Annotated in this window: 11 protein-coding genes; 4 read left to right on the top strand and 7 right to left on the bottom strand. The window is 40.6% G+C overall.

Annotation, left to right across the window (positions count from 1 at the left end; translation table 11 throughout):
* Nucleotides 1-374: 374 nt before the first annotated feature.
* Nucleotides 375-539, top strand: a complete 165-nt coding sequence (locus DBR11_RS29640; protein ID WP_158275307.1) for a hypothetical protein — start codon at nucleotides 375-377, stop codon at nucleotides 537-539.
* Nucleotides 540-582: 43 nt separating this feature from the next.
* Here DBR11_RS29640 and DBR11_RS16590 read toward each other — a convergent pair whose 3' ends face one another.
* Together DBR11_RS16590 and DBR11_RS16585 are read right to left on the bottom strand one after the other, a co-directional pair.
* Nucleotides 583-2,946, bottom strand: coding sequence for a TonB-dependent receptor (locus tag DBR11_RS16590; RefSeq protein ID WP_108553770.1), 2,364 nt, complete (start codon nucleotides 2,944-2,946; stop codon nucleotides 583-585).
* A gap of 8 nt (nucleotides 2,947-2,954) precedes the next feature.
* On the bottom strand, nucleotides 2,955-3,677 hold the full coding sequence (locus DBR11_RS16585; protein ID WP_108553769.1) for a DUF4198 domain-containing protein: 723 nt from the start codon (nucleotides 3,675-3,677) through the stop codon (nucleotides 2,955-2,957).
* A gap of 206 nt (nucleotides 3,678-3,883) precedes the next feature.
* On the opposite strand from DBR11_RS16585, the gene DBR11_RS29635 reads away from it, so the two are divergent.
* The gene (locus DBR11_RS29635) at nucleotides 3,884-4,054 is read left to right on the top strand and encodes a hypothetical protein (RefSeq protein WP_158275306.1); all 171 of its coding nucleotides are present in this window, start codon (nucleotides 3,884-3,886) and stop codon (nucleotides 4,052-4,054) included.
* 37 nt (nucleotides 4,055-4,091) lie between these two features.
* Here the strand turns inward: DBR11_RS29635 and DBR11_RS16580 are convergent, their stop codons facing one another.
* The 5 genes from DBR11_RS16580 to DBR11_RS16560 all read right to left on the bottom strand — a co-directional run bounded on the left by DBR11_RS16580 (nucleotide 4,092) and on the right by DBR11_RS16560 (nucleotide 12,685).
* Nucleotides 4,092-5,495 (bottom strand): alpha-L-fucosidase, encoded by a 1,404-nt coding sequence (locus DBR11_RS16580; protein WP_108553768.1) that lies wholly within the window; start codon nucleotides 5,493-5,495, stop codon nucleotides 4,092-4,094.
* A 40-nt stretch (nucleotides 5,496-5,535) separates the two neighbouring features.
* Complete coding sequence (locus DBR11_RS16575) at nucleotides 5,536-7,146, bottom strand: RagB/SusD family nutrient uptake outer membrane protein (protein ID WP_158275305.1); 1,611 nt, start codon at nucleotides 7,144-7,146, stop codon at nucleotides 5,536-5,538.
* Nucleotides 7,147-7,196: 50 nt separating this feature from the next.
* Nucleotides 7,197-10,550, bottom strand: a complete 3,354-nt coding sequence (locus DBR11_RS16570; protein WP_108553766.1) for a TonB-dependent receptor — start codon at nucleotides 10,548-10,550, stop codon at nucleotides 7,197-7,199.
* A 234-nt stretch (nucleotides 10,551-10,784) separates the two neighbouring features.
* Nucleotides 10,785-11,960 (bottom strand): FecR family protein, encoded by a 1,176-nt coding sequence (locus DBR11_RS16565; protein ID WP_108553765.1) that lies wholly within the window; start codon nucleotides 11,958-11,960, stop codon nucleotides 10,785-10,787.
* 119 nt (nucleotides 11,961-12,079) lie between these two features.
* The gene (locus DBR11_RS16560) at nucleotides 12,080-12,685 is read right to left on the bottom strand and encodes an RNA polymerase sigma-70 factor (protein ID WP_108553764.1); all 606 of its coding nucleotides are present in this window, start codon (nucleotides 12,683-12,685) and stop codon (nucleotides 12,080-12,082) included.
* Between the two features lie 193 nt (nucleotides 12,686-12,878).
* Here DBR11_RS16560 and DBR11_RS16555 point away from each other — a divergent pair, with 193 nt between their 5' ends.
* The gene (locus DBR11_RS16555) at nucleotides 12,879-13,676 is read left to right on the top strand and encodes an SDR family oxidoreductase (RefSeq protein WP_108553763.1); all 798 of its coding nucleotides are present in this window, start codon (nucleotides 12,879-12,881) and stop codon (nucleotides 13,674-13,676) included.
* A 19-nt stretch (nucleotides 13,677-13,695) separates the two neighbouring features.
* On the top strand, nucleotides 13,696-14,610 hold the full coding sequence (locus DBR11_RS16550) for an AraC family transcriptional regulator (protein WP_108553762.1): 915 nt from the start codon (nucleotides 13,696-13,698) through the stop codon (nucleotides 14,608-14,610).
* Nucleotides 14,611-14,779 lie beyond the last annotated feature (169 nt).

The raw sequence follows: 14,779 nt of genomic DNA, 5'->3' as shown, positions 1-14,779 counted from the left end.
GATTTACCCGCTGTAAACATGTGGTTATTTGATTCTGTTACGAAAAAGAAAAATATTTGGTTTAGAAATGATTACATATCCCTTCAGTATGCCTGCGGAGTGACACCAGAATCCTTGCGCCATGAGAGCGCCTTTTTATGAAAAAAGGCGCTCTCATGGCGCACTCATGGCGCACTCATAGCGCACTCATAGCGCACTCATACTAAATCAATTTAGAACTGATTCCAAACACATCACCTTCTTAAATTGAAGGCGTAAAGACCAATAAACCGGAAAATTATAGCACAATTTTAAGAAGCTACTAAAAATGCCTCCGGCTTCGGGGAAATATCCTTAGTTTCGGGCTTTCTGTTCAATTTTAAAATTTGTATTGAATGTCTAAAATCAAAATATTGCTGGTCCTGTCTTTTGCATTAGTAGTTTACTCGCTGCTCACTTTAATAAAAACCGGATTTTCTTTATCCAATATAGCTATTTTTGCGGGGAGTGCTTTACTCACCGCTTATATATTACTGAATAAAAGGATCAATAAACCTTAAGCGTTACAACTGTGATCCCGGCAGGTTCCGGGATCACAAAAATTTAAAACTTAACTGTAAAATTAGCGGAGAAAGAACGGGGCATTTGGGCTTGTCCAAATGGGCCCCAATATTGTTCATTGCTCAGGTTATCAGCTTTCAATCCTATCCTGTACGATGGACGGTCATAAAACGCAGTTGCTCCCAAGACCACAAATGAAGGTATAAGAAGTGTATTGGAATCGTCAAAGAAACTTTTGCTGGCATAATTTCCACCAGCGCCAATGCCCGCGCCTTTAAGGATACCTCTTGAAATGGTGTAACTTGCCCATCCGTTGAACATGTTTAATGGTGTACTGTAAGGTCGCTTTCCTTGTACATCTGCATCTGCCTTGGTATAAACACTTTTATTATAGGCGTATCCCAGCATAATATTAAAGCCACTAAAAGGGTTGGCAATCAGTTCTGCTTCTATACCTTTACTGCTCTGGGTGGCGTCCTGAACGGAGAAATTTGGATTGGTTGGGTCTGCTCTTAATTTATCCTTTACCAAAATGTTATAGTAACTCAACGTAGCAGACAAACGGTTACTGAAAGTTTCGAGTTTCACCCCTCCTTCATATTGATAAGCCTGCTCTGGTTTAAACAATTTTCCATCCTGGCTTTTTTGGCCATATCCATAGCTAAAACCATTTTGATAATTTCCAAAAACGGACAACTGATCCTTTAGCAGCTGATAGATCAACCCAAGTTTAGGCGACAGTTTGGTTTGAGAAAAACCTCCGGCTGTAATACCAGAATTTAAATCACGGGTACCCTTATCCTGATAATGGTCAATTCTTAAAGAAAGCATAGCAATTAAACGGTCTGTAACGTTAATCACATCAGCCGCATAAGCTGCATAATTATTCGTACGCTGGTCCGAAGGAGAGGCAGGTATGGTGTCTAATGCTTTTTGCAGATCCGCTTTGGAGATAAATGGCGTAGCGGGTAGTTTGTAATTGATAACATCGTACTTACTGCTCAAATAGTAATTGGGATCCTGCACATAGCCCGTATAATCCAATCCTACCAAAATGCGGTTTCTAACAGACCCGATGTGCAGATCTCCGTTAAAATTCTGCTGAATCTGCAGGGTATGGTAACGATCAGATAGCCTCCCAACCGAACGTTGTAAGGAATCACCACTCATGACTATGGGGTTCATAAAGTATTGCTCGGGTGCATCTACCCCATTAACGGTATACAAGGTTTGTGAAGTCCATTGGTCACTGATCTTATAATTGGCTTGTAAGTAAACATTATAGTTCAATAAACGAGTATCCACATCATTACTGGAGTAAGAGCGGTTGTAGCCTAAGCCTACATCTTTTAAACTCTTATTGGCCCAAAGTGCCGTATTTTGAAAATCGTAAGATGAAATAGCTGCAGTATGTCGCTGATAAAGCTCGGCTTCCACATTAAAGCTCAGCCTATCGTTGACTTTATAGGTAAAGCTTGGTGCAATGAGGTAATTTCTTTCAAAGCCTGAGTCCATAAAACTTCCCTGGCTGTGAAAGGCCGTATTTATTCTCAGCAATGCGCGTTTATCTTCGCTTACCGGGCTATTGATATCGGCCGTGATCCGGTTTAAGCCAAAGCTTCCACCGGTATAACTAATCTCTGTATGCGCAGTATCAAATGGCTTCTTGGTTACTCTGTTAACCAGGCCTCCGTAAGAAACCATACTCGAGCCAAACAAAGTACCCGATGGGCCTTTGATAACTTCAATGCGGTCTACATTGGCTGGATCAATAGCGGAATACTGATAGGCAGACACCCCATTTCTGATAAAATTGCCTGTAATAAAGCCACGCATAAAGGTATATGCCCTTCCATTTGCAGCCTGAAGTAAAGTAGAAGTTCCAGCTGCATTTCTAAGTGCACTTTTGTAATCTACAACAATTTGCTCTTTCATAACCTCATTAGAGATCACCGAATACACCTGGGGATTTTCCAGATTTTTGAGTGGCATCCGGGCTACATATTCAGTTTCCTTTTTTGCGAATTTGGCATGACCAGAAGTAACAACTACTTCATTAAGCTGGTTCTTCGACAGCTTCAACTGGATCGATACATTAGAGGTTTTTCCGGCCTGTACCGTTACTTTTTCCTGCTGGGTTTGGTAGCCGACAAGAGAAATTTTAAGTTCATAATGTCCAGGCAACAGGTTTTTGATTTCAAAATAGCCATCTTCATTAGCCAGTGTACTTTTTGAAGAACCGGCCACTTTAATGCTCACCCCAGATGCTGGTTTATTGTCATTTGTGGTGACAGCCCCTGTGATGATTCCTGTTGAGGATTGTGCAAAAACCGCATTTAGAGAACTCATTAAGGTCAAGACCATGAGAAAAGGCAAAACCAATAGTTTTGCTAAGCTTGCTTTCATTTTTATCGCTACTTTTTAACCTCAAAACTATAAGTAGAACCTTGCCAAAGAGCTTTATATTGATTTCCGTTTGCTTCGCCTGGATCCTTGCTGAAATTGCTGGCCTCCAGTACATATTTTCCTGGCCATAAAGGGATAAAACTTACAGTTCCATCTTCAGCCGTTGTCAGTTCCCTTGACCAGCCGGAGGGTGAAAATACTTGAACTGTACTACCTGCTTTTGCATTTTTCTGGTGTAACACTTTTACTTTAACTGCTGTACCAGCTTTCCAGGAAGTACCTTTCAAAGGAAATACCTGAAGCTCGTTATTACTGGATGCCGGGTCGATCTGACTCGATGTTTTACCTACAAATACATGGCTGCTGGCCAAAAACTCGTATTGTGTTCCTTCGTGAAGGTCTTTAGACTTATGACTGATCTGTAAACTGTAGATTCCATCTTTCTGCGGTGTAAAGGAAGCTTGGGAAGCATTCTCTCCAATAGTGGTAGGAAGTTGCGTTTTGGTTCCATCCGGACCTACCAGCCAAAGGGTTAAATCCTTCAAATCTGAATACCACTTTTCTACTTTGTCCCGTTCGCCCTGGCCGTATTCACCGAAATAAACTTTAACGTCCTGTGCCTGGCCAATTTTACCATTAGCCGCGGTTTCTATCCATACCGCATGGGCGGAGAGCTGATTGGCTATTGCAATAAACAATAGCATGATGAAGAATGGTTTGAGTGTTTTCATTTTTCTGATTTAATTTAAGGTTATTTAGATTTAATCTAATCAACGGCAAATCTATATAAACTTTCCTTAAATCAATAAGTTATTTTTAATGATTCTAAATAATTATTGCTAGCTTTGGTGCAAGAGTTAATCTGAATTTAAAATAGAATTCATACAACAACAATAAATTAGATTAGCTCACTCCTCTTACCCTAATCTCTCTCACTATGGAAAATCAACAAAAAACAGAAAATCTGGCTCCGCAACAAAAGATCAACGAAGAGTTGTTCAAGAAAGCTGCCGAACTGAAAAAAAAGAATGTTGAGATACAGCAGAAATTGGTAGAATTAAAAAAAAGGGCCGATGAAATACTTCATCCCGGCCCTTCTAAAGTTTAAATTAAATTTCTCGGGTCACCAACCCTTCTGAATGATTTTACCTGGTCTCATTATAGACTTGGAACTCTGCAATTGATGGAGCTGTACTATAGGTCTGGATAGAAATACGGACTTTATCGCCCTTAATTTTATCAAAACGATGTAGTTTTACCCTGTTCAGGTTTTCTCCTTCAAAAAGCAGTTTCCAGACTTTATTGTCGTAATACTCTAATTTATATTTTTTTATGTTGGGCTTGGTTTCATAAACAATTACAGTATTAAACGTTTCGGGGCTGCGGAAATCGATCTCGTACCAAGGTTCTTTAACTCTTGAATTGGACTGCCATGAGCTGTGGAAATCATCGTCGTTCGCAAAGTCCATAATATTCATATCCTCGCTCCAACTGGAATTTGCAGGCTGGTTCCTGGCCAGGTTAGTGGAAATAATTGGCGCTCCTGTAGCTTTAAATGTAGCAGGTACCGGATTGTTTTTATACAACTTTCCAATTTCTTTTAAGGCAGCAATAGCATTATCATCAAACAAGCCCTCTTTGTTTGGAGCTACGTTCAGGATAAAATTACAGTTTGCCTTGTTCAGAGGAAGAAGTGTCTCGTTAACCAGCTTCTCTGGATTTTTAACCGCTGTTCCCGGAAAATCACTTTTCCAAAACCAGGAACTTTGCAAAGGCAGGCAGGCTAAAGCGGGCATGGTATTGGTTTCTTTGGAAAGGTGTTGCCCCGCGCCCATTTCATAGGTTTTGATGTCGGTATAATACAATCCGTCTGAAGGGTATTTGGCACCGTTCAGATCCATCATTATACAGTTGGGCTGCAAAGATTTGACCAGTTTGTAGATTTCTTCAAAAGGAACATCATCGTAAGATATTCTGGACCATGGTGCATCCCAACCATCAATGATCAATGCTTCTACCGGACCATAATTGGTCAATAATTCAGTGAGTTGTTTTTTGATCATTTCGATATGACTTGGTACAATCTCATTAGGGCGTAGTTTATGATGGGTATCCAGGATAGAATAATACAGCATCACCTTCAATCCGTTTTTCCTGAAGGCATCTGCAAATTGTTTAACCACATCCTTTTTATAAGGGCTGTTCATCACATTGTAATCTGTTGACTTGGTATCCCAGATACAAAATCCACTGTGGTGTTTTGTGGTAATACAGCCGTAAGTCATGTTTGCTGATTTAGCGGCTTTGGCCCATTGGTCTGCATTGAGTTTAGTCGGGTTAAAATCAGCAGCGGGAGTTTCCGGATCTGGCCAGTCTGCATCTTCGTAGGTAGGTATATTAAAGTGAATGAACATACCGAAACGGAGCTCTACAAATTTACGCTGGAGTTCTGATAGAGGGCTTGCCTGTGTTTCCTTGTTCTGAGCACGGAGCTCTGAGGAAAAATAAAGCGCCATGACTAGGGTGAAAAATAAGAATTTTGTTTTCATGTGTGTATTTTATTGTTTTTTATTTGTGGTTAATTCTTTACTATTTCCATAAAGGGTTTTGGGTTAAAACTCCCTTTGAAGCATCAATTGCAGATTGTGGGATCGGCCACACATAGAACTTGGGATTATTAAAAAATCTGGTTTCTATAACTGTTTTAGGGTACTTGTTAATTTTTCCGTTGGCGGTACTAATGGCCGTAATTCCGGCAGAAGCATCCACTGTATAAATCGGTCCCTGCATCACTTGCTCTCCGATCTTCCATCTCAGGATATCGAAATAGCGCAATCCTTCGCCAGCCAGTTCTATTCTTCTTTCATGTCTGATAAAGGTACGTAAGGTAGATTGACTGACAAGTATATTATTTATGGCAAAAGTCTGTGCAACAGTTGGCATTTTAGCCCTGATGCGAATTTTGTCGATCGCAGCAATCACCTCGGCTGTTGGTCCCCCCGCTTCGTTTTGGGCTTCTGCATAGTTTAGCAGTACTTCTCCAAAACGAAAAGCTTTCCAGTTGTTTGTACCCGAACGGACATAGTCATAACGGTCTACATTTTTTGCCCAGGAGAAACCTGAACGGGAGCCCAGATCCCCACCTATCCGATCACCCGCGTTGTTAAAAGGATCGTACTGATTGATGTTTGGAAAATTAGGATAAGGGAAGATATCTCCCGGACATAAAATACTCTGTCTTAACCGGGGATCTCTGTTGTTAAATGGATCTGTAGCCAGATAAGACGGATCTTTTGTATAAGGATAATATCCATTTTTACTTTCGTAATCGGACACCAGTTCTGCGGTAGGGTCCAGAATGTTCCGGCCGTTCATGAGTGCCTGAGATCCAAGAATATCTCTCAAACTGTTTTGCCGGACAGACAGCGTGTAACCAAACGACCAGATGTCTTCTGAAGAGTAATCTCCGTCTTTCTGGAAGAAAGCATAGTAATCTGGATACAACTGATAAATATTCAGGTCCATTACGGCTTTGGCAGCCGCAGCTGCTTCCGGATACTGGCTGTTGTAAAGATATACCCTGGCTTTTAGAGCCATTGCTGCCCCTTTTGTTGCCCGCCCAAGATCTGTACCGGTATAAGATGCGGGTAAATCTGCCGCAGCTTCATCCAGCCATTGGATCACATTTTTAGTGATCTCTGCTTTAGGCGTTTTAGGTAAATCGGCAGCATTAGGATCTGTGATCAGACTATGTACAAATGGGATATCCCCATATAGGGTGGTCATTATGAAATATCGGTAAGCCATTACGAATTTTACTTCTGCAACAAGCCGTTTTTTTAACCCGGCATCCATACCTGGTACTTTATCTACATTGGAAAAGAAGCTGTAAGCTTGTCTCATCGGTTCATAGCTCCACTCTTTTGAACTGATGGTTGGATCTTGCGTGCTGTTACCAAAACGGCGGGTATTATTGTCGTTGGTGATTCCGTTATCGCTCATGCCTTCATAATAAACAAAATTATCCTGAGGCATATAGGTGTACATTCTTGTGGCAAACATAACAGCATCGTCGGAAGATTGCCAGTATGTACCGTCTGTGATTTGGTTGAGCGGGCTTTGATCAAGCAGTCCCTTTTTGCAACTCTCTGCAAATAAACAGGTGATCACTGCAGCACAGACTACGATTATTTTTTTCATGTTATTGTTCATCGTTATAGGATTAAGATAGACCATGGTGTATGCCGATATCAAAAGTTTACGTTTAAACCCAGGCTCAGGTTACGTACCTGAGGATAATTAGATCCATCACCATAATTCGGGATCTCCGGATCCAGGCTTTTCGGGAAGTTCTTACTGGTGATCAGAAACAAATTATCTCCTGCTGCAAAAATCCTTATCGAGGCAACCCCTATTTTCCTGGTCAGCGTATTAGAAAAAGTATAGCCCAGCTGTGCATTTTTAAATCTCAGGTAAGAGGCTTTAAACAGCCACCAACTCGAAAACTGCCCATTGTTAATGGATTGATCGGTTCTAAGGATGGGATAACGCGCATCCGGATTAGAGGGAGACCAGTAATCCAGTTGTGACTGGAGAATATTTCCATCACCATTAAAAAAGAATGGGACCTGCGCTCCACCTGTTACACGGGCAAGATTACTCATTACGCCTTGCAGCAATAACGAAAAGTCAAAGCCTTTGTAGGAACCGCCTAAGGTAATTCCATAGCGATAATGTGGTGTAGCCTGGCCTAAAATGACACGGTCATCTGGTGTGATCTTTCCGTCGCCGTTCACATCTTTAAATTTAATGTCTCCCGGTTGTACCCTTGGATCTTGTGTGGCATGATTGGCAATGTCTTCTTTTGACTGGAAGAGTCCCTCTGCCTGCAGACCGTACCATATCCAGCGTGACTGACCTACAACAAGTGGATTGTCTCCATAACTTGGTCCTGTTCCACCCAGGTCAAGGATCTTGTTCCTGCTGTCGGAAAGGTTAACTGAAGCATGATAATTAAAATCGCCGATATGATTTCGATAAGCAATATTAAGTTCAAAGCCCTGATTCTGCATTTTACCTACATTTTGCTGGGGTGCACCAATCCCATACGTAGACGGAACATTTGGTGACCGCAATATACCTGTAGTACGGTCTCTAAAAACATCCAGGCTGATGTCCAGGTGTTGCAGGAGGGTAAAATCAAGACCAAGATTGGCTGTGGTTTTAACTTCCCAGGTCAAGTCAGGATTGGGTGAATTATTGTAATAAGTGGTGGTTACACTTGCTTTATTCAAGACATATTTGTCTTGTGCAATGGTATTGGCCCATGGATATAAACCACTTGCATTCTGATTTCCAACCTGTCCATAAGAACCTCTGACCTTTAAAAAGTTAACCACATTGTTCAGAGATTTAAAAAAATTCTCTTTCGAGGCTACCCATCCTGCAGATACAGATGGAAAAAATCCATATTTTTTATTCTTAAAGACCGAAGTACCGTCATAGCGCGCATTGGCTTCAAGCAGATATTTACCATCAAAGTCATAGTTGAGACGACCAAACCAGGATTGGATAGCGTATGAAGTTGCATTTCCTGAAACATTGGTCAAGGTCGGATCAGAAGAACCTGCATCTATCTGATCTAATGAATTGTTCAGGAAACCCCAGCGGGTTATGCTGTTGAAATCGTACCGGTCCTGCTCTTGTGAATAACCAAATAATCCTTTAAAGTGATGCTTGTCAAAATCTTTGGCATAATTTAAAGTGAGCAGTGCGGTTGGATGTGTTTGGGAATAGTTCGCTTTATAAGCGCTGTTGGGATTGTTGTTGTACACCACGATCTGCTCATCATCATTGTACAAGGGATATTTATTGTTGAAGGCAGAAGTAAAACTATTGGTGTAGTTGTAACCGTAGGTACCGTTCAGGATCAGGTTATCCAGAATCTTAAACTCTGCCAGAAAGTTTGTATTAATGGTATTCAGGTTTTCGTTCTGAACCCCTGCCCTGGTCATAATGTCATTGGGCTGGGATCCGCCGCGATAGCTCCGGTCATTTCCTGCCTTGGTATAAGGATATTCAGTTACCGGAACGATATAAGACCATTGCAGCGCATTTCCAGTACCATAGGCCGGCTGTTGTTTGTCTTCCTTAGTCAATACAGAGTTGATGCCCAACTTTAATCTCTTAGACACTTGCATATTTACATTTGCCCTTAAGCTGTAACGTTTGTAATCTACGTTTTTGATCAATCCTCCCTGGTTCATGTAACCTCCTGAAATAAAATAATCTATATTATTGCCTCCCCCTGAAATGCTGAGGTTTTGCTGGTTTTGCATGGCTTGATTGTCCAGGATATAAGGTAACCAGTTGGTGCTTGGCAATTCGCCCGATTTGTATTTCCGGACCAGCTCTGGCGTATATTTTACTTGTGCACCTGGATTGTCATTCAGCTGGGCTTGATTGTACAAGTCTACAAACTGCGGTGCATCCACAAATTTAGGTAGTCTTGCCGGCCGCTGAAAACCAACCATCGTACTGTATTGCAGTTCCGGCTTGCTGTTCTGCTTTCCTTTTTTAGTGGTGATCAACAATACGCCTCCCGATGCCCTGGCACCGTATATAGCTGTTGCAGAAGCATCTTTAAGCACACTCACAGAAGAAATATCACTGGGGTTTAAATAGTTAATACTGTTTACCGCCATACCATCAACAATGTACAAAACAGGGTTACTGGATAATGTACTGTTGCCACGGATATCTACCGATGTTGATCCATAGCCTGGATTACCGTCGGTTTGCTGGATGTTCAATCCACCCGCTTCCCCCTGCAGGATATTCAGTACCGAGGGAACTGCCCGGTTTTCAATCTCTTTACTGGACACCGTAACAACGGAACTGGTTACATTTACTTTCTGCTGCGTGCCATAACCTACCACCACCACTTCGCTCAAATTGTCTGCAGAGGGTACCAATGTGACATCTATACGTTTATTCTCTGCATTTATAGTGATGGAGTTGGTATACTTCACAAATCCAACCATAGACACTTCTACTGCATAAAGGCCATCCGGTACACGGCTCAATGTAAATTCTCCGTTGGCATCGCTGACCAATCCTTTGCTATAGCTTTCGTTCTTAACACTGATTGTTGCGCCCGGTAAAGGAAGTCCCTTATCATCTACAACCCTTCCTTTGACATCTACAACTGCAAATACAGAAAATATCCTTTCAAAAAGGGTCTTTTCTTTCTTTTGGATAACGACCGATTTTTTGGTAATGGAATAGGTAAAAGGCAGGTCTTTGAAAACCTGCTCCAATGCATTCTCCAAAGTGGCATTTTTGATCTTTACAGATAATTTAACCTGTGAAAGATCATTTTGTTCCCAAAAAAACCTATAACCGGTTTTCGTTTGGATTTGACCAAAAATTTCAGTTAACGCTATATTTTTTTCATTGATGGATACAAGTTGTGCATAACTTTTAGCAGAAACCTGTAAACATCCGATGGTGATTATCAGGACAATCATTTTCATTACCATCAAAAATTTCAATACAGACCCAGGTCTTTTCCAGACTGGCCCTGTACATAAGTTTAAATTCATACTTTTGTACGTTTGGGTAAATGTGATATATAAAACAGTTCATTAATCTTTTAACCCTGCTGGTTTCTAACCAGGTGGTTCAGGATTGACCCAGACACAATCCGGGGAAGGGTTCCAAGCGCTCCCCGGTTTCTTTTTTATCAACCTGTCTTCGTTGAGTTTGTAAATTATTTCGTCATATTGTTTAATTTAGATTAGACCTTCAGTTTATAATTGGTTGTTGATTTGCTTTTTTTAAGGAATGATCACCAGTTTTGCTTGTTTGTTTGCCGTTCTTGCCTGCTCTATTTGGTAGTGAACACGTCCTAATTCCAGAACCTTTAAAACCTCTACCAGGGTATAGGATTTATCAATTGTACCCGAAAAAAAACGTTTCTTTATATGGCCTTCATAAACGACTTCAACGTTATACCACCTGGAAAGGTCAAGCATTAAGCTGCGAAGTTCTGTATGATCAAACTGGAAAACGCCGTTTTTCCAGGCAATGGCATTTGCAGAATTGACTGTCTTTACGCTCAAATCGTTGTTTTGATTGATAACCTGCTCTGATGGTTTAATCAAAATCGAATTGTTTTTCGAAATGACCTTGACCGATCCTTCGAGAAGGGTTGTTTTTTGAATTTTTTCTTCGGCATAGGCATTAATATTGAAATGAGTACCTAAAACCTGAACCTGCTGGTCTGCTGTTTCTACCTCAAAAGGTTTAAGCTTGTCTTTTGCGACCTCAAAATATCCTTCTCCTGTCAATTTAACCTTTCTGTTATGCCCGGTGAATCGGGTTGGATAGGTTAATGAAGAAGCGGCATTGAGCCAGACATGTGTTCCGTCGGGAAGCTGAACTTCATACTGTCCGCCATTTGGAATAACAATTGTGTTTGTGCTGATGTGGCTTAGGTTGTTCTGGTTATTGCTATGGTCAGCAATATAAGTTAAACTGGAATTCGTTGATTTTGTAATCTGCGTACCAGACTCCTGTGAAATAATTCCTGATGTCTGTGTATTTAAATCGATCTTTTTACCATTACCTAAGATGAGTATTGCTTTATTCCCTCCCGGCAACACATCTATTCCAACTGTATCTTCTGTATGGAAAAGAGGAAGTTTTTTGACGGCGAAAAAACCTGCCAAAGAGAGAATCAGGAATACGGCCGCTGCTACGGTCAACCATTGTTGAATCGATAGTCTTCTTGAAATTGGCTTTGATCCGGTAGTTGCTGCATCTATCCGCTGGTCAATACCAAATAGCATTCTCTTTTCTATATTTTTCACTTTACTACCCGGTAACCCATTGGTTAGCTTTTCATCTTGCTCAAAACTATTGTACCAGTTGTCGAGCGCTTTCAGATCCTCAGCAGAAGCGGTTCCGTTATTGTATTGATCAAGCAGGTAAAGTATCTTTTCGTTATCCATTAAAGGGCCCTTTAACTAATAATACCCTTAGATGGAAAAAGGTGCTACCCCGTAAGTGCATTTTCTTTTAACAAAAAGATAACATACAGATAATTAGATGATTAATTTGATAAAACGTTTTATTTAAAGACGTTAAAAAAAAGAATCAGCAATAATAAGTCAAAATGATTTTCTTTAAATTCAGTTTTCAGGATGCGTATCGCTTTGGTGATGTGCTTCTTTACGGTATTTACTGAAATATTTAAACGAATGGCTATTTCCTGCTGAGAGAGGTGTTCTATTCTGCTGAGTATAAATACTTCCCTGCATTTATCAGGTAGTTTGTCTGTTACAGACAGGATGCGCTCCTTGAGTTCCTTAATAGACATGGCCTCATCTGGTGGCAAAGGCGAAGAGTGGGTCTCACGCATAATTCCCTCAAGATGTTTCTGGTGCAGCTGTTGAGACCGGTAAACATTATACACTTTATACTTAAGGGCTGTTTTCAACCAAGCCTCCAGATTACTTTTAACTTCAACTTCATGGCGTCTAAGAAAAAAATTCACAAAGATTTCCTGCACAATTTCTTCTGAGGCTTCTCTGGATTTGAGCCTCTGGTAAGCAGCATCCAGCAGGATTTGCCAGTAACGATGGTAAATTTCTGTAAACGCGGCACGGTCATCACGGGAATTAACCAGATCCAGCAGGATTTCATCGGAATATTTGGAGGCTTTGTAGGGACGCATGAAATCAATATAGCCAGGTGGCCATAGCAAAACTAATGTTTAAAAAACTAAAAAGAAATTATTAAATAAATAAAGCTTGGTCAGTCATCGTCTTCGTTTTTTAGAATACCATTTTGGCTACAATAAATTCCAGTTTGGATACCTGGATGAATGCCCTTTCATGGAACTTTGTGGTACAAAATAGATCAAGAACATGAAAACAATATTCATTACAGGTGCCTCTACCGGTTTAGGAAAAGCAACCGCTAAGTTATTTGCAGCCAAGGGTTGGAAAGTCATCGCAACCATGCGTAAACCAGAAAACGAAAAGGAATTGAGCGTTACAGATCACATCAGTTTATTGCCTTTGGATGTAACCAATCCAAATCAGATTACAGATGCCGTCCAAAAGGCGATTGCTTTAGGTCCGGTTGATGTGGTATTTAACAATGCTGGTTACGGATTAATGGGGCCTCTGGAATCCACTACAGATGAGCAGCTGGTTCGTCAGTTAGATACAAATATTTTAGGGGTGATCCGCGTAACCCAGGCATTTATTCCTTATTTCAGAGAAAAAAAAGCGGGTCTTTTTATTTCCACCACCTCTATAGGCGGATTAATTACATTTCCTTTCAGCTCCGTCTATCATGCCACTAAATGGGCACTGGAAGGCTGGAGTGAGAGTATGGCTTTCGAATTGGGAAAAATTGGTGTGTGTATCAAAACCGTTTCTCCGGGTGGAATTAAAACAGATTTCCTGAGCCGTTCAGCAGACATGTCTACCCACCCTGTTTATCAAAAATGGGTAGATAAAATGTTCTCCGGTTTTAACGAGGATCATTTTACTTCTGCAGAAGACATTGCTGCTGTAGTCTATGAGGCGGCCACAGATGGAAAAGATAAATTAAGATATGTTGCTGGTGAAGATGCAAAAGCACTCTATGCACAACGTTTACAACTTGGCGATGAAGCTTTTAGAAAACAGATGGCACAAACGTTTTTAGAAGAATAAACCGCTTATCTTTGTACTGATGAAGAAGGAAGAACATATTCCCTATCAATTTAATTCGATATCCGACTTACACCGGGTGCTGGGCTTACCAAAGCCTTTGCACCCATTGGTATGTCTGGTTGACAATACGCTGATCTCTGTAGATAAGGATCAGTTGCCTGCTTCTTTTCTTCTGAATTTTTATAAGATCTCTTATAAAAAAGGCCCCAACGGAAAAATAAAATATGGACAAAATTATTATGATTTTGATGAAGGTGGTCTGGTTTTCACTTCCCCCAACCAATTACTGGCTACAACGGATGATACGGAATATTTAGGCTATACTTTGCTCATTCATCCTGATTTCATCAGGAGTTATCCCCTGGGAAGAAATATTAAAAACTACGGCTTCTTTTCTTATGATATTCATGAGGCCTTGCACCTCTCGGATAAAGAACGATCTACGATCTTAAGCATATTTAACCATATTGAAGAGGAATTGCAGCTGCCCATAGATGATTACAGCCAGGATGTGATTGTAACGCAAATTGAATTGCTGCTGAATTATAGTAATCGTTTTTATAAACGACAATTTATTACCAGAAAAGCAGTGAACAATGATCTACTCTCTAAAGCGGAAAGCCTGCTGAATGATTATTTCAATAATGAAACTACCCTGGATAAAGGCCTGCCGACAGTTCAGTTTCTGGCAGAGCAATTGCACGTTTCTCCTCGTTATTTAAGCGATATGCTCCGGTCATTGATTGGCCAGAATGCCCAACAATATATTCACCAAAAACTCATTGAGAAAGCTAAAGAAATCCTTTCGACCAGCAACACGTCTGTTGCGGAGATTGCTTACCAATTGGGTTTTGAACATCCTCAATCTTTTAATAAATTGTTTAAAAGCAAAACCAGTCTTTCTCCACTGGAATTCAGACAATCATTTAATTAATTTCTGTCGTTTGCAAGGAGAGCTGGACTTACAACCTGAAGTTGTTGCGGAGGGATCAATTTTTACAGAATTTTGTAAACGGTCTCTCACCTAGATCTATATTTAGTAATTGATTTGTTGCACCGTTATGTTGTCATAACGATGCAACATAATTTATACATCTATATCA

It is taken from the genome of Pedobacter sp. HMWF019 (assembly GCF_003061025.1).
GTDB lineage: Bacteria > Bacteroidota > Bacteroidia > Sphingobacteriales > Sphingobacteriaceae > Pedobacter.
The sequence above is the reverse complement of the archived record's forward strand: the minus strand, read 5'-3'. Positions and strand labels throughout refer to the sequence as shown.